This is a genomic window from Ensifer sp. Root1252, assembly GCF_001425885.1.
Lineage (GTDB): Bacteria > Pseudomonadota > Alphaproteobacteria > Rhizobiales > Rhizobiaceae > Ensifer > Ensifer canadensis.
This window is the reverse complement of the sequence record NZ_LMDT01000015.1, coordinates 86,385-104,528: the sequence shown is the minus strand read 5'-3', so window position 1 is coordinate 104,528 and position 18,144 is coordinate 86,385. Positions and strand designations below refer to the sequence as shown.

Annotated in this window: 15 protein-coding genes; 7 read left to right on the top strand and 8 right to left on the bottom strand. The window is 62.4% G+C overall.

Translation table 11 applies throughout. The annotated features are described in order from the left end of the window. The first annotated feature begins 17 nt into the window (after window positions 1–17). The 3 genes from ASD02_RS18100 to ASD02_RS18090 all read left to right on the top strand — a co-directional run bounded on the left by ASD02_RS18100 (window position 18) and on the right by ASD02_RS18090 (window position 2,569). Window positions 18–761, top strand: a complete 744-nt coding sequence (locus ASD02_RS18100; RefSeq protein WP_025427990.1) for a HugZ family protein — start codon at window positions 18–20, stop codon at window positions 759–761. Between the two features lie 119 nt (window positions 762–880). After that, window positions 881–1,225, top strand: coding sequence for a metalloregulator ArsR/SmtB family transcription factor (locus ASD02_RS18095; RefSeq protein ID WP_025427991.1), 345 nt, complete (start codon window positions 881–883; stop codon window positions 1,223–1,225). Window positions 1,226–1,522: 297 nt separating this feature from the next. Next, window positions 1,523–2,569, top strand: a complete 1,047-nt coding sequence (locus ASD02_RS18090) for a Gfo/Idh/MocA family oxidoreductase (RefSeq protein WP_025427992.1) — start codon at window positions 1,523–1,525, stop codon at window positions 2,567–2,569. Here the strand turns inward: ASD02_RS18090 and ASD02_RS18085 are convergent. Both ASD02_RS18085 and ASD02_RS18080 read right to left on the bottom strand, forming a co-directional pair. Next, on the bottom strand, window positions 2,564–3,700 hold the full coding sequence (locus ASD02_RS18085; protein ID WP_025427993.1) for a Gfo/Idh/MocA family oxidoreductase: 1,137 nt from the start codon (window positions 3,698–3,700) through the stop codon (window positions 2,564–2,566). The two genes, ASD02_RS18090 and ASD02_RS18085, sit on opposite strands and share 6 nt — an antisense overlap. A gap of 12 nt (window positions 3,701–3,712) precedes the next feature. Further along, window positions 3,713–5,971, bottom strand: a complete 2,259-nt coding sequence (locus ASD02_RS18080; protein WP_239637558.1) for a glycoside hydrolase family 9 protein — start codon at window positions 5,969–5,971, stop codon at window positions 3,713–3,715. A gap of 349 nt (window positions 5,972–6,320) precedes the next feature. On the opposite strand from ASD02_RS18080, the gene ASD02_RS18075 reads away from it, so the two are divergent. After that, window positions 6,321–7,649, top strand: coding sequence for an aspartate aminotransferase family protein (locus ASD02_RS18075; RefSeq protein ID WP_025427995.1), 1,329 nt, complete (start codon window positions 6,321–6,323; stop codon window positions 7,647–7,649). A gap of 89 nt (window positions 7,650–7,738) precedes the next feature. Then, on the top strand, window positions 7,739–9,436 hold the full coding sequence (gene ade, locus ASD02_RS18070) for an adenine deaminase (RefSeq protein WP_025427996.1): 1,698 nt from the start codon (window positions 7,739–7,741) through the stop codon (window positions 9,434–9,436). Between the two features lie 12 nt (window positions 9,437–9,448). On the opposite strand, the gene aac(6') is transcribed toward ade, so the two are convergent. Together aac(6') and ASD02_RS18060 are read right to left on the bottom strand one after the other, a co-directional pair. Beyond that, window positions 9,449–9,910 carry an aminoglycoside 6'-N-acetyltransferase gene (gene aac(6'), locus ASD02_RS18065; RefSeq protein ID WP_025427997.1) on the bottom strand — a complete coding sequence of 154 codons (462 nt, stop codon included), beginning with the start codon at window positions 9,908–9,910 and terminating at the stop codon, window positions 9,449–9,451. Further along, a complete protein-coding gene (locus tag ASD02_RS18060) occupies window positions 9,910–11,547 on the bottom strand; it encodes an alpha-glucosidase family protein (RefSeq protein WP_025427998.1) in 1,638 nt (545 codons plus the stop codon). The genes aac(6') and ASD02_RS18060 overlap by 1 nt, the downstream gene beginning before the upstream one ends. A 179-nt stretch (window positions 11,548–11,726) precedes the next feature. On the opposite strand from ASD02_RS18060, the gene ASD02_RS18055 reads away from it, so the two are divergent. Beyond that, complete coding sequence (locus tag ASD02_RS18055) at window positions 11,727–12,641, top strand: sugar kinase (RefSeq protein ID WP_057212591.1); 915 nt, start codon at window positions 11,727–11,729, stop codon at window positions 12,639–12,641. Between the two features lie 109 nt (window positions 12,642–12,750). On the opposite strand, the gene der is transcribed toward ASD02_RS18055, so the two are convergent. The 3 genes from der to ASD02_RS18040 all read right to left on the bottom strand — a co-directional run bounded on the left by der (window position 12,751) and on the right by ASD02_RS18040 (window position 15,648). Further along, on the bottom strand, window positions 12,751–14,181 hold the full coding sequence (der, locus tag ASD02_RS18050; RefSeq protein ID WP_057221002.1) for a ribosome biogenesis GTPase Der: 1,431 nt from the start codon (window positions 14,179–14,181) through the stop codon (window positions 12,751–12,753). Window positions 14,182–14,298: 117 nt separating this feature from the next. Next, complete coding sequence (locus ASD02_RS18045; RefSeq protein WP_025428001.1) at window positions 14,299–14,967, bottom strand: tetratricopeptide repeat protein; 669 nt, start codon at window positions 14,965–14,967, stop codon at window positions 14,299–14,301. A 93-nt stretch (window positions 14,968–15,060) separates the two neighbouring features. After that, window positions 15,061–15,648, bottom strand: coding sequence for an NnrU family protein (locus ASD02_RS18040; protein ID WP_057205760.1), 588 nt, complete (start codon window positions 15,646–15,648; stop codon window positions 15,061–15,063). Between the two features lie 132 nt (window positions 15,649–15,780). Between ASD02_RS18040 and ASD02_RS18035 the strand changes: the two genes are divergently transcribed. Then, window positions 15,781–16,800, top strand: coding sequence for a polysaccharide deacetylase (locus tag ASD02_RS18035; protein ID WP_025428003.1), 1,020 nt, complete (start codon window positions 15,781–15,783; stop codon window positions 16,798–16,800). Between the two features lie 21 nt (window positions 16,801–16,821). Here the strand turns inward: ASD02_RS18035 and sbmA are convergent, their stop codons facing one another. After that, window positions 16,822–18,081, bottom strand: coding sequence for a peptide antibiotic transporter SbmA (sbmA, locus tag ASD02_RS18030; protein WP_025428004.1), 1,260 nt, complete (start codon window positions 18,079–18,081; stop codon window positions 16,822–16,824). Window positions 18,082–18,144: the final 63 nt, after the last annotated feature.

Sequence of the window (18,144 nt, the reverse complement as noted above, 5' to 3'; positions counted from 1 at the left end):
TCTGGAAGGACCGACGAATGACCGACAAACCGAACGTATTGCGCGAAACCGATGACGAGGCGCGCAAGCTTGCGCACACGCTTCTGCGCGGCGCACGCAGCGGCTCGCTTGCGGCGATCGAACCGGAGAGCGGTGGGTTTCCTTTCGTCAGTCGCGTTCTCGTCGGCATGGATGTCGACGGCGTGCCATTGATCCTGATTTCCAAGCTGTCGACCCATACCAAGGCACTGCTTGCCGACACGCGCGCCTCGCTGCTGACGGGCGACCCCGGCAAGGGCGATCCCCTCGCCCATCCACGGCTGACGGTTCAGTGCGAGGCCGAAGCGATCTCGCGTGATTCGGATGCCCATGCCCGCATCCGCGAACGATTCGTTCGCCGCCATCCGAAATCGAAGCTCTATGTCGATTTTCCGGATTTCGGTTTCTTCCGCCTGAACCCGTTACGCGCCAGCCTTAACGGTGGTTTCGGCCGCGCCTATGTGCTGACCGCGCAGGATCTGGTGATCGAATCACCCGCCACCGCATCGCTCGCCGCCATGGAAGCAGGCGCTATCGAGCATATGAACGCCGATCATGCCGAAGCGGTCAGATTTTACGCTGAAAAACTTTGCAACGGCCCGGAGGGTGACTGGAAAGTGGTCGGTATCGACGCTGCCGGCCTGGATCTGGCCCTTGGCGACCAACTGAAGCGGCTCGAGTTCCCCGCGCCAATGCGGGACAGCTCGGAGTTACGGCCACTTTTGCGCGAACTTTACGGTTAATCGCTCGCCAGATACCCCCATTTCTTGCAGTAGGTGGTTGCCCTTTTATGCATCACGACTAATTATCGTCCTTCGTCAACCATAACTACGTGTGATGTAATTTTCGCATGGAGCACGCAATGCAGCCACTTTCGCCTGAAAAACACGATGAAGCTGAGATAGCAGCTGGCTTCCTCTCGGCCATGGCAAATCCTAAGCGCCTTCTCATCCTCGATTCCCTTGTCAAGGAAGAGATGGCTGTCGGCGCATTGGCCAATAAGGTGGGCTTGAGCCAGTCCGCCCTGTCCCAGCACCTGTCCAAACTGAGAGCCCAGAATCTGGTCAGCACTCGCCGTGACGCTCAGACGATCTACTATTCCAGCTCGTCCGACGCGGTCATGAGAATTCTGGGTACGCTCTCCGATATCTACGGCGTCGAAGCAAATGCCGTGACAGAAAAGACTTTGGTCCGCCGCTCGGCCTGACCTACTCAGTCCGTAACAGGGATCATGCCCTGAAGTAGCCCCACACGAGAAATCGCGCGGGGCTTACTCTTTTCTGGAAGATCGGCAGACGGGGCAAGCCATTGCCCGGCCGAAGTGCCTCGTTGCCCAGGTAACATCGACCGTCAATGTTGCCAGGGGCTTGCCTGCGATGTTTACGCGGCCTTGAGGTTTCGGGGTCAGGATGCGCCCGGACATTACAGCGCCGCGCCTCAAATATGACGCGCAAAGGACGCTGTAGCATTTTGAACCTACTGCCGGGACATCGGGTTTCACGCAATGCAAGACAAGGTCCGTTGGGGCATCGCTGGTACCGGCGCGATCGCGAACAGCTTCGCGTCCGATATCCAGTTTACCGGCAATGCTGAGCTGGCCGCTGTCTATTCCCGGAGCAAGGAGAAGGCCAACGCCTTCGCCGCCCGTTTCGGCGGCATCGCCAGCCATTCCAGCATCGATGCCTTTGCCGCCGATCCAGGTATCGATGCCGTCTATGTCGCCTCGCCAAACGCCGTGCACCTGGAGCACGCGATCGTCTTCCTGTCGGCGAACAAAACTGTGCTGGTCGAAAAGCCGCTGGCAACGTCGTTCGACGATGCGCGCTCACTCGCAGCCTTGGCTGCAGCCAAAAACCTTTTCGCCATGGAAGGCATGTGGACCTGCTTCCTGCCAGCGATCGCCAAAGTCCGGACCCTGCTCGGCGCAGAGGCTCTCGGCCGCATCCGGCATGTCATAGCCGAGCTTGCCTATGAAAAACCATTCGATCCCACCAGCCGCTTCTTCGACGCAAGGCTCGGCGGCGGATCGCTGCTCGACCTCGGCATTTATCCACTGTCCCTGTGCCTCAACCTGTTCGGACAACCACGGGCGGTCGACGGACGCTGGCAAAGCGCGCCCACCGGCGTCGATCTTTCGGCCGAAATGCGGCTTTCCTACACCGGCTTCCAGGCCCATCTTTCCTGCGGCTTCGACCGCGACGGCGACAATCGGTTCATCATCGACGGCGATCGCGGCACCCTCGTCATCGACGCGCCGTTTCTGAAGGCGAGCCGACTGTTTCTTGGCGACAACGGTCTTGTCCGCAAAGTCATCGCACCTCGGGGCCAGGGCCCGTGGGCAAAGATGCTGACGCGCATTGCCAGGCGCGTCTCCTTGCCCGGCCTTCAACGCTTCGATCTGCCGTTCCCGGGCAACGGACTGCAATTCGAGATCGAGGCGGCAAGTGCGGCGATCCTGGAGGGCTGGCACGAGCACATCCTGATGCCGACATCGCGCAGCATCCAGGCGATCGAAATCATCGAGACGATCCGTGCTTTACCGCCGTCATAGATCGAGCGGGCGATAGCCCTGACGACCGCTGTTGAGCGCAAGCACGATCTCGGTCAGATGGCGCGCGGTCGCGCCGGAGAAGTACGGCGTTTCCCCACGAGCGATCGCCTCGGCCTGGGCGGCAATCCCGCCAACGAAATCGATCTTCGAGGGATAGGCGGGCAATTGCGACGCCACGACCCGGGCAGGATAGCGTACCTTCCGGCCGGCATAGAGCCGGAGCGGCAGCTTGCGGCCGACCTTCCACTCGACCCAGTCGAGGATACGGTGTTGCAGCGGGCGCTTCGCCCCGAAGGCTTCCAGATGTATGGGCGAGCGGTTGTCCCAGAGATCGCGCACGACGATGGTGCCCTTGTCGCCGATGATGGTCAGCGAGCGGTCGCGCGGAGCCGCAAGCCCGCAGGTCACACGAGCCGTCACGCCGGAGCGGAAGGAAAGGCAACCGACCGAAAAATCCGGGCCAAGGCTTAAGTTTTCCGTGCCCGGCCCCTTGTCCGGGAAGGTCAGGGCGGAAATGGCGCTGACTTCGGCAACCGGTCCGAACAGCGAAACGAGCCAGCTTGCGGCATAACCTGCATGTTCGAGTGTGCAGCCGACTTCGAACTCATGCACGCCGGGCCAGCGGGCGCCGGAACGGCTGCGCCACTCGCGCCAGTTGGCTTGGAACACCGGACCATCTTCCATTTCCGCATAGACGAGGCGTGGCGTGCCGATGGCGCCGCTCGCAAGAAGCGAGGTGCAGAGCGCGTGCGCTTCGCTGAGCGCATTGGCCGGCGCACCGGCAAGCACCATCCCCCGCACTCGCGCCAGATCCACCAGCTCGCTGGCCTGCTCGACATCCATGGCCAGCGGCTTTTCGCAATAGACATGCTTGCCGGCCAGAAGTGCTGCGCGATTTACCATGTAGTGGCTTTCCGGCGTCGTCAGATTGACGACGATCGTGACCGCGGGATCCGCCAGCGCCGCGTCCAGTGAAGCGTAGCGGTTGACCTTCCAGTAGCCGGCAAACGCCGCCAGGCGGGCTTCATCGCGATCCCAGACGCCGGCGAGGCGCAGTTGCGGATGGTTGGCAAGCGTCGTCATGTAGTAGTCGGCAACGAAGCCGGTTCCGACAAAGGCTATCCCGGTCATTGCTGCAGCCCCCTAGCGTGCGTCGGCAAGGAACGACGCGACATAGACGAGCGGCGCATTCCAGTTGATGGTGATCTCATTGGAGCCATAAGCCTCGATATCGTCGGCATAGCAGGTCTGCGGCGCACAGCCCTGCAGCCGCTGCTTGGCGATCGCATCCACCGGCGTCGAATTCGGCCCGCCGGCAAGCGAGCCAACCGGCGGATTGGGCAGGGTCGGGTCCACCTGGTGCGCGTACCAGCGGCTGTGCTGGTTCTCGGGCGAGCGCGCGCCATAACCTGTAATGTAGGACATCGCCATGGCATTGCGGCCGAGAATGTAATCCATGCTTTCGCGCGCGGCATTGAGGAAGGCCTTGTCGCCCGAAAGGTCGAAGGCCGTCGACAGGACGATGATGTTTTGCAGGATCAATTGGTTCGATCCCCAGTCGTACTGGTGGTTCGCCGGGCGGTAGATCTGCCCGAACGGTTCCGCTGCCTGCAGCGACAGGAATGTCCGCGCGGCCGTCAGAACCGAACTTCGCACCATGTCGAGTTCGGCCTTGGGCAGGGCTACGCCGTAGAGCGCCAGCTGCAGCCGGGCGAAACCGGCAACATTGCGCCAGTGGAACGCGCCGGTCGACGGCAGCACATCGCCGGACCAGTGCGGAGAAGCGCGCAGCGCATCGAGGTACGTCGCCTCTCCGGTTGTCAGGAACAGTTCTGCCGCGGCCCAATAGAGTTCGTCCGACGCGTCGTCGTCATCGTAATCGCCGCCGCCCGAATTGCCGTCGGATTTCGGCGCGAGCAGGACCGGATTGGCATTGGCCGCCACCCATGCCTTGCGCGCTGCCGAAAGCAGCGTTGCGGCAAAGGTCGGGTTGTCCTTCGCGAACAGCCGCGAGGCCTGCGCGGCAACGGCCGCCACATCGAAGGTCGCCGCCGTCGAGGGCCGGTGCAGCGCCCGCGGTTTCGGATCCTCGCTTGGCAGCATCGGCGGCGACGACCACTCTGTGTCATGGATCTTGTGGTGCACCATCCCGGCAAGCGGCTCACCGTCCGGCACCATCATTGCAAGCAGGAACTGCAGCTCCCATCGCGCCTCGTCGAGCAGATCGGGAATGCCGTTGCCGCTTTCGGGAATGTGCGAAAGCCGATCGCCGAGGACGGGCGAGGCAGCACCGCCAAAGACACGGCCGCGCTCGAATGTCGCCAGCAGCTGCGCGACCGAGACCGCACCGTTGACCGCGTATTTGCCGTGATCGCCGGCATCGTACCAGCCGCCGGAAACGTCGAGACGATAGGAGCAGGACCAGTCGCCATAGAGCGCCTTGGCCTCGTCGCCAGTCAAGCAGCCGACTGATTGGTCGCCCTCGTTCGGCGCGACGCCGATATGCCCAGCCGGCCTGGCATAGGCCTTGCCGGCGATATCGCCGCGGATCTGGATACCGCTGCGCTGCGGGTAGAACCAGGAGAGCGCGTCTACGCGCAGGCGGCCATAGAGATCGTCAGAGATCGAAAAGCGATCGCTAGTCCAGTCACCGGAGACCAGTCGGTACCCGTTGCCGGGAACGGCATAGGCGGAAAAGTCCGCCACGTGCGTCCTGACGCCGGCGGACGGATCAAACCCGCTCGGTCGCGTTGTCCCCTCGCCGACGACGGCATCGCCTGCATCGATCAGTTGGAAGGAAATGGCGCGGCGCGCATCGGAGATCACCGTTGCCCGCTTTGGACCATCGGTGAAATAGCCGAGCTGGTTCACCCGAATGGCCGGCCCCTGGTTCGCTCGGCTGGCCGCACCAGCAGAGGCCTCGATCTCCACCAAGGACAAGTCATCGATGCAGAAGCGCCAGGATTTTTCAGCGCCGCCGAGCGGGAAAATCAGTTGGGCCTCATCCTCTTCGGAGGCCATGAAATCTGCCGAAAACGGCGCACGCTCCGGCGCGCCTGCGATGCTGAACTCGCTCTGCACCGTCCAGGGCTCGGCGCCACGCTGGATGCGGGCGGACACGGCACGGGCAGGATCAGCCGCGGTCGACAGCGAGAGCCTGTAGTGAAGGCCGGGCTCGAGTTTCAACCCGTTGACACCAATGAGCCTGTCCCAGGTGTCACCGCCCGCCGAAACGTCGGCACAAAGCTGCCTTCCGCTCCGGGTCAGAGCCACGCCTTCCCCGGCCCAAAAAGTGTCCCGGCCTTGCTCGAAGCGTCCGTCGACGATCAGGTCGGCGGCCGCGGCCATGCCTGGCAGAAAGAGGACGGCAATGGCCGCCGGCGCTATCCCCAACCTCGACACTGTCTCGCCACTCCGCATCTTTCGCCACCGGACCGCACCGTCGGGGGACGGCGGGAAACACTGCCATGGATCCGGCGATACACGGCGCGGTAGCGTTGACGCAAACAGGTTAAACTTGAGAAAACGTCTGAGCCGATAACGGAAATTCCCACTCTTGGGACGCCTCGGATAGGCGGGCATTTGCCACCAGCGGAATATACCGCACTCGAATTCCGGGGCGCGCCCTGAGCGATAACGCGCCGGCGCTCCAGACTTGACCCGAACCGGCGCCCTGATAGTTTGACCAAAGGGTAAAAGAATCCAAGCGGGCGCGATCGCCCGACACGGGACCATGCCGAGGAGAACTGGAATGTCGAACCGCCTCAACACCACGCCGAACGACCTGCGCGCCTTCTGGATGCCGTTCACTGCCAACCGGCAGTTCAAGAAGGAACCGCGCCTCTTCGTCGGCGCGAAGGACATGCACTATACGACGCATGACGGTCGCACGGTCCTCGACGGCACGGCGGGTCTCTGGTGCGTCAATGCCGGCCATTGTCGCCCGAAGATCACCGAGGCGATCCGCGAACAGGCAGGCGAACTCGACTATGCGCCGGCCTTCCAGCTCGGACATCCAAAAGCCTTCGAACTGGCGAACCGCCTGGTCGATATCGCGCCTGAGGGCATGAACCACGTTCTCTACACCAATTCCGGCTCTGAATCGGTCGAGACCGCGCTGAAAGTGGCGCTCGCCTATCACCGTGCCAAGGGCGACGGCTCGCGCTTCCGCCTGATCGGCCGCGAGCGCGGCTATCACGGCGTCAATTTCGGCGGCATCTCGGTCGGCGGCATCGTCTCCAACCGCAAGATGTTCGGCACGCTCCTGACCGGCGTCGACCACATGCCGCACACGCACCTGCCGGCCCAGAACGCCTTTACCCGTGGCGAGCCCGAGCATGGCGGAGATCTGGCGACCGAGCTTGAGCGCATCGTCACCCTGCACGATGCCTCGACGATCGCTGCCGTCATCGTCGAGCCGGTTGCAGGTTCGACCGGCGTGCTGATCCCGCCGAAGGGCTATCTCAAGAAGCTGCGCGATATCTGCACCAAGCACGGCATCCTGCTGATCTTTGATGAGGTCATCACCGGCTTCGGCCGCCTCGGCACGCCGTTCGCCGCGCAGTATTTCGACGTGACGCCGGATATCATCACCACCGCGAAGGGGCTGACCAACGGCGTGATCCCGATGGGCGCGGTGTTCGTGACCTCGGAAATCCATGACGCCTTCATGAACGGCCCGGAACACCTGATCGAGTTTTTCCACGGCTACACTTATTCCGGCAACCCGATCGCCTCGGCTGCAGCGCTTGGCACCCTCGACACCTACAAGGAAGAGGGCCTGTTGACACGCGCCGCCGAGCTTGCCTCCTATTGGGAAGACGGCCTACATTCCCTCAAGGATTGCCCTAATGTCATCGACATCCGCAATGTCGGCCTGATCGGCGCGATCGAACTGCAGCCGATCGCCGGCGAACCGACCAAGCGCGCCTTCAATGCCTTCCTGAAGGCCTACGAAAAGGGCCTTTTGATCCGCACCACCGGCGACATCATCGCGCTGTCGCCGCCGCTGATCATCTCCAAGGCAGAGATCGACGAGCTGTTCGACAAGCTTCGCGACGTTCTCGTCAACAATATCTGATTGCGTCGTCCATCTGCGAATAGGGCCCTTTCCCCGGCAACGGGGAGAGGGTTAATCTTATCTACGGGTCTGAAGTGAGGGGTGCAGAGATGTCTAGGGCTTTGGAACGAATGATCGACCAGGGCGTCGGCCGCGAGCCGGCCGACATCGTGCTCAAGGGCGGGCGCTTCTTCGATCTGGTGACGGGTGAACTGATCGCCTCCGATATCGCCATATCGGCCGGCCGCATCGTTGGCACCTATGGCGATTATGAGGGACGCGAGGAGATCGATATCTCCGGCCGCATCGTCGTTCCCGGCTTCATCGATACGCATCTGCACATCGAATCCTCGCTCGTCACCCCGCATGAGTTCGATCGCTGCGTGCTGCCGCTCGGCATCACCACAGTTATCTGCGACCCACACGAGATCGCCAACGTGCTCGGCACCGAGGGCATCCAGTTCTTTCTCGATTCCGCTCTCGAAACCATCATGGATATCCGCGTGCAACTGTCGTCCTGCGTGCCGGCGACGCATCTGGAGACCGCGGGCGCCGACCTGCCGATCGAAAGATTGCTGCCCTTCCGGGATCATCCGAAGGTGATCGGCCTTGCCGAGTTCATGAATTTCCCCGGCGTCATCCACAAGGATCCGGTATGCCTCGCCAAGCTCGAGGCGTTCCAGGGTGGGCACATCGACGGGCACGCGCCGCTGCTGCGCGGCAAGGACCTCAACGGCTATCTCTCGGCCGGCATCCGCACGGAACATGAGTGCACCACCGCGGACGAGGCGATGGAGAAGATCCGCAAGGGCATGCATATCCTGGTGCGCGAAGGTTCCGTCTCCAAGGACCTGCACGCGCTGATGCCAATCATTACCGAGCGGCTTTCGCCCTATCTGGCGCTCTGCACCGACGATCGCAATCCGCTCGATATCGCCGAGCAGGGCCACCTCGACCACATGATCCGCACCGCGATCGCCGCCGGCGTCGAGCCGCTGGCGATCTATCGCGCCGCCTCGATCTCGGCCGCGCGCGCCTTCGGCCTTCGCGACCGCGGCCTTGTGGCCCCCGGCTGGCGCGCCGACCTCGTCGTCGTCGACAGTCTCGAAAGCTGCCGGGCGCAGATGGTCTTTTCCGGCGGCCGCCGCGTCACCGACGCACTGTTTGCCACCCGCAAGCCGGTCGCCCCCGTCGGCCTCGACAGCGTCAAGGCCGGCCATGTCAATGCCAGCGACTTCGGCGTGCCCTACTCCGACAGCGAGACATCCGTCATCGGCGTCCTGCCGGGCAAGATCATCACCGAGCACCGCCGCTACCGGCTGCCCGCGGATGGCAACGAGACCGGCGTCGACCTCGGTCGCGACATCATCAAGGTGGCGGTGATCGAGCGCCACGGCGTCAACGGCAACCACGCCAACGGCTTCGTACAGGGGTTTGGCCTGAAGAAGGGCGCGATCGCCTCGACGGTCGGCCATGACAGCCACAACATCTGCGTCGTCGGCGTCAACGTCGAGGACATGGCGACCGCCGCCAATCGCCTTGGCGAGATCAAGGGCGGCTTCGTCGTCGTCGAGGATGGCAAGCTCACCGGCGAGATCGCGCTTCCGGTCGCGGGCCTGATGAGCCTGGAACCGCACGAATCCGTGCGCGACACCCTGCACCATCTGCGCCAGGCGGCATTTGCGCTGGGCGCCACGCTGGAAGAGCCATTCCTGCAACTTGCCTTCCTGCCGCTACCGGTAATCCCGCACCTGAAGATATCAGACCGCGGCCTCGTCGACGTCGACAAGTTCATGCTGATCGGCTGAAGCGCGGCTCGCTCAGTTATCCGCGGCGACCGACAGCTCTTTGCGGAAATAGACGACGCGTTCGGTTTCCTCGAAGCCGAGCGCCATATGCAGGCCATGGCTTTCCAGATTGTCGATATCGGTGTCGGATGCAAGCTCGCGGCAGCCGCGACTGATCGCCCAGCGTTCCGCCGCGGTAATCAGCGCCCGCGCAACGACATGGCGGCGATAGCCCGGAAGCACATAGATGCCTTCGAGGAAGGCAACAGGCGATGTCTCGCAGCCGTTGACGTAGTCGGTGCGTAGCGACACTTCGGCGAAGCCTACCGCGACACCGGCATCGTCCTCGCAAAGAAACGCGGCCTGTCGCTCGGCTGCAGCCAGACTGCTATCGATCTCGTCGCGGTGCACGGCGGCCGGCGTGTCGGACCAGAGCGCAAGCCGCATCTCCAGCCAGCGGCCGACCATCTCCCCGTCCATTAGCAACACACGCATCAGAGCTTCCCGCAATAGGCACTCAGAGCATCGAGTTTCAGCACGCCGCCGGCGACCCGCACCGATTGACCCGGCAACGGCACGCCTTCCATCGCCGCGTCGGAAACGAGAAATTCCTGCGGCACGCGCGTCAGGTTGAAGACGAAGAGCAGCCGCTCGCCATCCTTCTCGCGGATGAATGCCAGCAGGTCGCGGTTGCTCTCGATGAACGACATGTCACCATCGTGCAGGGCCGCATGCGACCGGCGAAAAGCCAGCATGGCGCGATAATGGTTGAGCACCGTGCCAGCGCCAGCCTCCTGCGTATCGACCGCCAGGCGGGCCTGCTCTGTCGGCACCGGCAGCCACGGTTTTCCGACGGAGAACCCGGCATGCCTGGCGGCCGCCTCCCACACCATCGGCGTGCGGCAGCCATCCCTCCCCTTGAACGACGGCCAGAAGCGGATGCCATAGGGATCGCGTAAATCCTCGAAGGCAAGATCCGCTTCCGTCAAACCCAACTCTTCGCCCTGGTAGAGGCAGATCGAGCCACGCAAGGTCGCCAGAAGCGTGATTGCCAGCTTTGCGACCACTTCCCGTTCCGCATCGCTTCGCGCAAAGCGGCTGACATGGCGCATGACGTCGTGGTTGGAAAAAGCCCAGCACACCCAGCCGTCGGTGACAGCCTTCTGGAAATTGTCGACGCAGCGGCGGATATGACCTGCAGTGAAATCCGGGCCGAGCAGATCGAAGGTATAACACATGTGCAGCTTGTCGCCGCCGCTGGTATAGGCGGCCACGGTCTTCAACGATCGCGCGCCGTCCCCCACTTCGCCGACCGTCGTTCGGCCGCCATAACCATCGAGCAAGGCCCGGAACCGCTGGAGAAAGGCGACGTTTTCCGGTTGGCTCTTGTCGTAGAGGTGATCCTGCATGCCGTAGGGATTGACGTCGGGCGCATCATTGCTCGTCGCATCCGGATCCGGCACCAGCGGCGGATTGTCCCTGAGATGGCGGTCGTGGAAATAGAAGTTCACGGTATCGAGCCGGAAACCGTCGACGCCACGGTCGAGCCAGAAGCGCGCTGCATCCAGCACTGCATCCTGAACATCAGAATTGTGGAAATTGAGGTCCGGCTGCGAGGCAAGGAAGTTGTGCATGTAATATTGCTTGCGCACCCCGTCCCACTCCCAGGCCGGTCCGCCGAAGATCGAAAGCCAGTTGTTGGGCGCGGTGCCATCAGGCTTCGGATCGGCCCAGACATACCAGTCTGCCTTCGGATTCTCGCGGCTGGTCCGGCTTTCGACGAACCAGGGATGGCGGTCGGATGAATGCGAAATCACCTGATCGATGATCACCCTGAGGCCGAGGCGGTGCGCCTCCGCCAGCATCGCGTCGAAATCGGCAAGCGTGCCGAACATCGGGTCGACGTCGCAATAATCCGAGACGTCGTAGCCCATGTCGGCTTGCGGCGAGGTGAAGAAGGGCGACAGCCAGATGGCGTCGACGCCGAGCGAGGCGATGTGGCCGAGCCGCCGCGTGACGCCCTTCAAGTCGCCGATGCCATCATCATCGGTATCCTGAAACGAGCGCGGATAGACCTGATAGATCACAGCGCCGCGCCACCAATCGTCACCCGAAACCTGCTGAGACGCCATGCCCTGCCCCCGTGAAACCGATCTGTGCGCCAAGATGTAACCGCGCCCGGCGCGGGAGTAAACGCCGGAGGGCAGCCAAGTCATCGCTCAAATCTCAAGCGCCCTAAAAACAACTCTTGCCGAGACCGGTCTTGAACCTTATCCCGTCAGCACGGCAAAAACCAAAGGGAGAGAAGACGTTGGCGGGAACGATGCTTTCGATCGGGGAGTGCATGGTCGAACTGATGCAGGCCGAGGGCGGCCTGTTGCGCAAAAGCTATGCCGGCGACACCTTCAACGCCGCCTATTATGCACACCTGTTCCTGCCGATCGACTGGTCCGTCGCCTATTGCTCTGCCGTCGGCACCGACACGGTTTCCGACGAAATGCTCGCCTTCATGGCCGAGAAGGGCATCGACACGGCGGCCGTCCGCAAAATCGAGGGTCGCACGCCGGGCCTCTACATGATCCATCTGAAGGACGGCGAGCGTAGCTTCTCCTATTGGCGCTCGGCTTCAGCAGCGAGACTTCTCGCCGATGACCCAGAGCATCTGCGCCGCGCCATCGAGGGCGCCGATCTCATCCTGTTTTCCGGCATTACCCTTGCGATCCTGGCGCCCGAGGCGGTGGAAACGCTGCTTGCCGAACTGCGCCGCGCCAAGGCCGCGGGTAAACGCGTCGTCTTCGACCCCAATATCCGTCCTCGCCTTTGGGACGACGCCGAGCGCATGCGCCAGACACTGACGGATGGCGCCCGTGCCGCCAGCCTGGTGATGCCGAGCTTCGACGACGAGGTCACGCATTTCGGTGACGGCTCGATCAAGGCGACGATCGAGCGCTACAAGGCGCTGGGTGTCGCCGACGTGGTCGTCAAGGACGGGGAAAAGGGTGTGACGCTGGCGTTCGAGGGATCAGAAGCAAGCCACGTCCCGGCAACGCCGGTCGAGCGCGTGGTCGACACCACCAGCGCCGGCGACAGCTTCAACGGTGCCTTCCTCTCGCGTCTCGTCACGGGCGACACGCCGAGTGAATCTGCAGCCTTTGCCGCCCGCATCGCTGCCGGCGTCATCGGCCATCACGGCGCGCTGGTCGACAAGAACAAGCTCGTCGACTGAGGCATCGCCGCAGCCGACCGCCGCTTGCGGATTTTGGGCATGATAGCATCCCTTGCGCGTCAAAATCGACGCGAGGGGCTGCAAAGACACAGACGCTGCCGCCGATGGCTCAGCGCTTCTTGCGCTTATTCTCGAAGGGATTTTCCGACGCGCGATAGTGGATGCGGATCGGCACGCCCGGCAGGTCGAAATCGTTGCGCAAGCCATTGATCAAGTAGCGGGTATAGGATTCCGGCAGCGCGTCGGGCCGCGTGCACGAGATCATGAAGCCCGGCGGGCGGGCCTTCACCTGCGTCATGTATTTCAGCTTCAGGCGGCGGCCGGAGACAGCCGGTGGCGGATGCTGCACCTGCTGGGAATCGAGCCAGCGGTTGAGACGCGCCGTCGAGATACGGCGGTTCCAGGTCTTGTCGGTGTCGATGATCGCCTGCATCAGGCGGTCGAGGCCGTAGCCGGTATGGCCGGAGATCGGTATGGCGCGAATGCCGCGCGCCTGCGGCAACAGCCGCTCGGTCTTTTCGCGAAGATCGGCAAGCACGGCCTGCCAGTCCTCGACCAGATCCCATTTGTTGAAGGCAAGCACGGCGGCCCGGCCTTCGCGAATGATGAGATCGACGATCTGCAGGTCCTGCTTTTCGAACGGAATGGTCGCGTCGAAGACGATGACCACCGTTTCGGCAAAGCGGATGGCGCGCAGCGCATCGGCGACCGAGAGCTTCTCCAGCTTCTCCTGCACCTTGGCCTTGCGACGCATGCCCGCGGTGTCGAACATCTTGATGGTGCGGCCGCGCCAGTCCCATTCGACCGAAATCGAATCACGGGTGATGCCGGCTTCCGGCCCGGTCAAAAGCCGGTCTTCACCGAGGAAGCGGTTGATCAGTGTCGACTTGCCGGCATTCGGCCGGCCGACGATCGCCACGCGCAGCGGCTTGGTCTCGTCATAGGCAGGCTCGGCCTCGTCGTCCTCTTCCGCCGCTTCGCCGGTGGTCGGGCGCAGGTCGATATCGGTCTCGGCAACGTCGTCTTCCTGAGGATAGGCACGGTCTTCGCCGATCGCAGCGACGATCGCGTCGCGCAGATCGAGCATGCCCTGGCCATGTTCGGCCGAGATCGGGCAAGGATCGCCAAGACCGAGCGTGAAGGCGTCATAGAAGCCGCCGTCGGAACCGCGGGCCTCGGACTTGTTGGCGACGAGCACGACCGGCTTGCCGCGCCGACGCAGCATCTCGGCAAGTGTGTTGTCGGCCGGCGTCAGGCCCCCTTTGGCGTCGACCACGAACAGCGACAGGTCGGCCTCGTCGATCGCGGCTTCGGTCTGCGCCCACATGCGGCCCTGAAGGCTGTCGGGTGCGGACTGTTCCAGGCCGGCGGTATCGATGATGCGGAAGCGCAAGTCGATGAGCTTGGCATCGCCCGGACGGCGGTCACGGGTGACACCCGGCGTATCGTCGACGAGCGCCAGCTTCTTGCCAACCAGACGATTGAACAAGGTGGACTTGCCGACATTGGGGCGCCCGATGATGGCGACGGTGAAACTCATGAACGTATCCGTTTCCGTCCTGAAGCGCTGCACGTCGTCAAGACATACAGCGCTCCAACACTTTGAAAATCAACATATCCTTTCCAAAGGCCGGTGCCGGCCTTCAGGGATATGCGCTTAGGCTTTGCCGCTCGCGGCAATCACGTCGAGCAGCATCTGCGCCCGGCCTGCAACATTGCGCGGGCTCTGGGGATCATCGACGATCTGTTGGAACCAGCTCTTCGCCTTGGCGGTATCGCCGGCCTTGTAGGCAGCAAGGCCAAGCGCCTCACGGGCCGAGTGGCGCATATTGTTCTGCGGCACGGCCAGTTGTTCAACTTCGGCCGAAACCTGGTCATAGGTGCCGGTATCGACCAGCAGATAGGCGGCGCGCAGGCGGGCGGCGTCGCGAAGCGCCTCAGGCAGGCCGGTGTCTTTGCCGATCTCCGAGAACGCCTTGATGGCGGCATCGGTCTCGCCCTTCTCGGCCTGCAGCGTCGCCGCACGAAGGCGAGCCAGCACCGGATAGGCGCCATAGCCGTCCTTCTGCAAGTTGTTGAGGGCGGCCAGCGCCTCGTCGGCCTTGTTTTCCTTGGCGAGGTTCAGCGCCTGGAGGAACTCGTCGCCGGACTTCGACGACGCGTTGTCACGCCAGTAGTCGTAGCCGACCTTGCCGATGGTTCCGAGAACGATGAGCACGGCAATCGCCACGATGACGCTGCCGAAACGGGCCCAGATGTTCTTCATCTGGTCCGAACGCAGTTCTTCATTCACCTCGCGGATAAAGCTGTCGTCTTGGTTCGCCATCGATTGCCCCGGCCTCTCGGCCTTCCCTGCACGCTATTAGGATTTTGCGCCTTCTACCCGATTTTGCGGCTGTTGTAAGGGGGCGCGCGTTATTTAGCCGACAACCATAGGCGAAACACCGATCACCAGTTCGTGCAACTTCCACACAATCACGCCATAAAGGGCCGCACCAAGCACGATGGCGATGAGGTCGTAGCGATAGGAAACGAACGCCGGATAGGTGATTTCGCCGGCGCGCCAGCGCTTTTTCATCGAAATGCGCAGGATCACCGCCCAGACGAGGAAGGTGCCGAAGAGCAGCACCGACGACGTCTCGCCATTGGCAAGCAGGTGGGCAAGTGCCCAGATCTTGATTGCGAGGATCGCCGGATGTTTTGTGGCCGCGCGGATCTTGCCCGGGGGCAGATAGGCGGCCACAAGACAGATGCTGGCGATCAGCATCAGGGTCAGCGCGATGTGTGCAAGAAAGACCGGGGGCGTATAGAGCATGCCGGTGGTGGCGCGCGCCTGATCGAAGCCATAGGCAATCAGACCGAGGCCAACAAGCGCACAGATACCGTGGATCGCATGCCAGGCGCCGGTGCCGCTGCTCGATATCACCGATGCGCGCAGGCCGGGTGCAAAGCTGCGAACGAGATGGATGCCCAAGAAGATCACGATACCCAATATCAGTAGCGCCATGTCGTCACCCGTCCTTCATTATTGTTCTGTCGGCTATCGACATAGCCGGAGTGCACAGAAATTTCCAGACAGATCAAAGGATTGCCGCATTCCTGGATAAAGGGACGGCATACGCAAATCGTCGCAGATATCATGATCCGAACATTTATTGCCCTTTCCCTCGCCCTTTGCCCTGCCCTCGTCGCGGCTGCCGAACCCACGCCCGATATGGCCGCACCGACCGTTCCTGCCAAGGACAAGCAGCTCGTCATCGTGTCTTTCGATGGGGCGCATGACAACGCGCTGTGGGAGAAAAGCCTGGCGATGGCCAAGCGCACCAATGCGCATTTCACCTATTTCCTCTCCTGCACGTTCCTGATGACGCGCGCCGACGGCAAGCAGAGCTACAGACCGCCGGGGCTGAAACCGGGTCGTTCCAATGTCGGCTTTGCCCAGAGCCGAGAGGAAATCGCGGCCCGCGCCGGTCACATCTGGCAGGCCCATCTCGACGGTCACGACATTGCCAGCCACGCCTGCGGCCATTTCGACGGCAAGGGCTGGACGAAGGCCGATTGGCAAAGCGAATTCTCGACATTCGACATCGCCCTGCGCGATGCCTGGAAGAAGGCCGACAGGCCGGATGCCGAGCCGCAAGGCTGGGCGGAATTTGCCCGCACCGGCATCAAGGGTTTCCGTGCGCCCTACCTGTCGCTGAGCGACGGCCTGCTGCCAGCCCTGAAGGCATCGGTCTTTACCTATGACGCGAGCCTGGTGACCAAGGGGCCGGGCTGGCCGATGGAGAAGGACGGTCTGCCGCGCTTCGGCCTGCCGCTGATCCCGGAAGGGCCGTCCAAGCGGCCGGTGATCGGCATGGACTACAATCTGTTCGTGCGCCATTCCATGGGTATCGAAAACAAGAAGGACAGCGCCACCTTCGAAGCGCGCACCTACGAGGCCTACAGACAAGCCTTCGACAAGGAATATGCCGGCAACCGCATCCCGCTGCAGCTCGGCTTCCATTTCGTCGAGATGAATGGCGGCGCCTACTGGCGCGCGCTCGACCGGCTGCTGACCGAGGTCTGCAGCAAGCCTGATGTCGCCTGCGTCAGCTACGCCCAGGCGCTGCCGATGATCGAGCAGGCAAAAAAGAAGGCGGATCGCTCCGCCTTCTGATTGGTCCTCTCCTGGCCCAGCTTAGGCCAGTTCTTCCTCGCCACCAACCGCGATGAACTTCTGCTCGATTTCCGGCAGGGGCTCATCGTCGATTGCCGCTTCGAAGGCGCGCAGACGCTTGTAGATCGAAAGCAGTTCGACAATCGTCGGCCAGGATGAAACCAGGTACTGAAACGACGACGTCACCTGCCCGAAGGCACCCGAGATCTGGTTCAACGCGCCGAGTGTGATCTTGCCGGCGATGATCGACGGCGCCAGGATCAGCAACGAGAAGATGCCGTTGATCTGCAAATAGAAAATGCGGGCGATGTTGAAGTAGAGATAGTGGAAATAGAGCCGGAAATAGTTCCGGCGAACGTTTTCGAAGAGATCGGCGACCGTCGGCGGCTGAGCGCGATCGGCGTGGTCCTCACCATAGACCAGTTCCTTGCGGTAGGCCGCTTCCACACGCTGGTTGCGGAACTCGAGGCCCGGCAGCTTAATGCCGACGAGCGCCAGGAACACCGTGCCGAACAGCGACCAAAGCACAGCGGCCGTAACCAGCGGATAGGGAATGTCACCGACGATCGGCAGTTCGGTGACATTGGCCGAAAGCCGGATCAATACCGGCGTAAACGCAATCAGCGTCATCACGCTGTCGATCAGGCTGACGCCGAGGCCCTCCACCGTCGTGGAGAAGCGCATTGTGTCTTCCTGGACACGCTGCGAAGCACCTTCGATACGACGCAGCTTGCCCCAGTGGGCCATGTAGTACTCGTTCATCGCCGTGCGCCAGCGGAAGATATAGTGGCTGACGAAGAAGCGGGTCATGACCGCGACAGCGACAGCGACCAAGGCGATACCGAGGAAGACGGCGATTTCTCCGTAGAACTCTGCCGCGGTCACCACCTTCGTCTTCGAGACGATCGCCTGAATCAGATCCCAGAACGGCCCGTACCAATTGTTGATCGCGACGCTCACCTGCACCTGGAAATAGGTGACGAAAAGAATGAGGGCTGAGCCGAGGATCGACCAGTTCTGCCAGGGATGTGGCGAATAGACATACCAGAATGCTGCGAACAGCCCGACGACCAGCCCGAAGTAGAGATAGAACCAGAGGAAGGCGGGCGACCAGAAGGCAGAAATCCCGGTGATCGGCGGCGCATCCGAGGGCAAGGGCGGCATTCCGAAGACTGCACCCAACTGCTCGCCTTCACCATACCAAAAGGCGATGGCGACAAGCGACCAGACGACAAAGGAAATGAAAAAGAGCTTCGGCTTCGGGAAGAAAGATAGGAACAAAGTACGGCACTCTCGTTTCGGGGGAGGAGAACAACTCGCCTCTCGAAGCGCCGAAACTAGGGC

What these genes read in the sequence shown, in the direction of transcription:
- ASD02_RS18045 (WP_025428001.1), bottom strand. Translation starts at nt 14,967, where the DNA reads ATGGCGAACCAAGACGACAGCTTTATCCGCGAGGTGAATGAAGAACTG.
- ASD02_RS18040 (WP_057205760.1), bottom strand. Translation starts at nt 15,648, where the DNA reads ATGGCGCTACTGATATTGGGTATCGTGATCTTCTTGGGCATCCATCTC.
- ASD02_RS18095 (WP_025427991.1), top strand. Translation starts at nt 881, where the DNA reads ATGCAGCCACTTTCGCCTGAAAAACACGATGAAGCTGAGATAGCAGCT.
- ASD02_RS18035 (WP_025428003.1), top strand. Translation starts at nt 15,781, where the DNA reads ATGATCCGAACATTTATTGCCCTTTCCCTCGCCCTTTGCCCTGCCCTC.
- ASD02_RS18100 (WP_025427990.1), top strand. Translation starts at nt 18, where the DNA reads ATGACCGACAAACCGAACGTATTGCGCGAAACCGATGACGAGGCGCGC.
- ASD02_RS18085 (WP_025427993.1), bottom strand. Translation starts at nt 3,700, where the DNA reads ATGACCGGGATAGCCTTTGTCGGAACCGGCTTCGTTGCCGACTACTAC.
- ade (WP_025427996.1), top strand. Translation starts at nt 7,739, where the DNA reads ATGTCTAGGGCTTTGGAACGAATGATCGACCAGGGCGTCGGCCGCGAG.
- ASD02_RS18075 (WP_025427995.1), top strand. Translation starts at nt 6,321, where the DNA reads ATGTCGAACCGCCTCAACACCACGCCGAACGACCTGCGCGCCTTCTGG.
- ASD02_RS18060 (WP_025427998.1), bottom strand. Translation starts at nt 11,547, where the DNA reads ATGGCGTCTCAGCAGGTTTCGGGTGACGATTGGTGGCGCGGCGCTGTG.
- der (WP_057221002.1), bottom strand. Translation starts at nt 14,181, where the DNA reads ATGAGTTTCACCGTCGCCATCATCGGGCGCCCCAATGTCGGCAAGTCC.
- ASD02_RS18090 (WP_025427992.1), top strand. Translation starts at nt 1,523, where the DNA reads ATGCAAGACAAGGTCCGTTGGGGCATCGCTGGTACCGGCGCGATCGCG.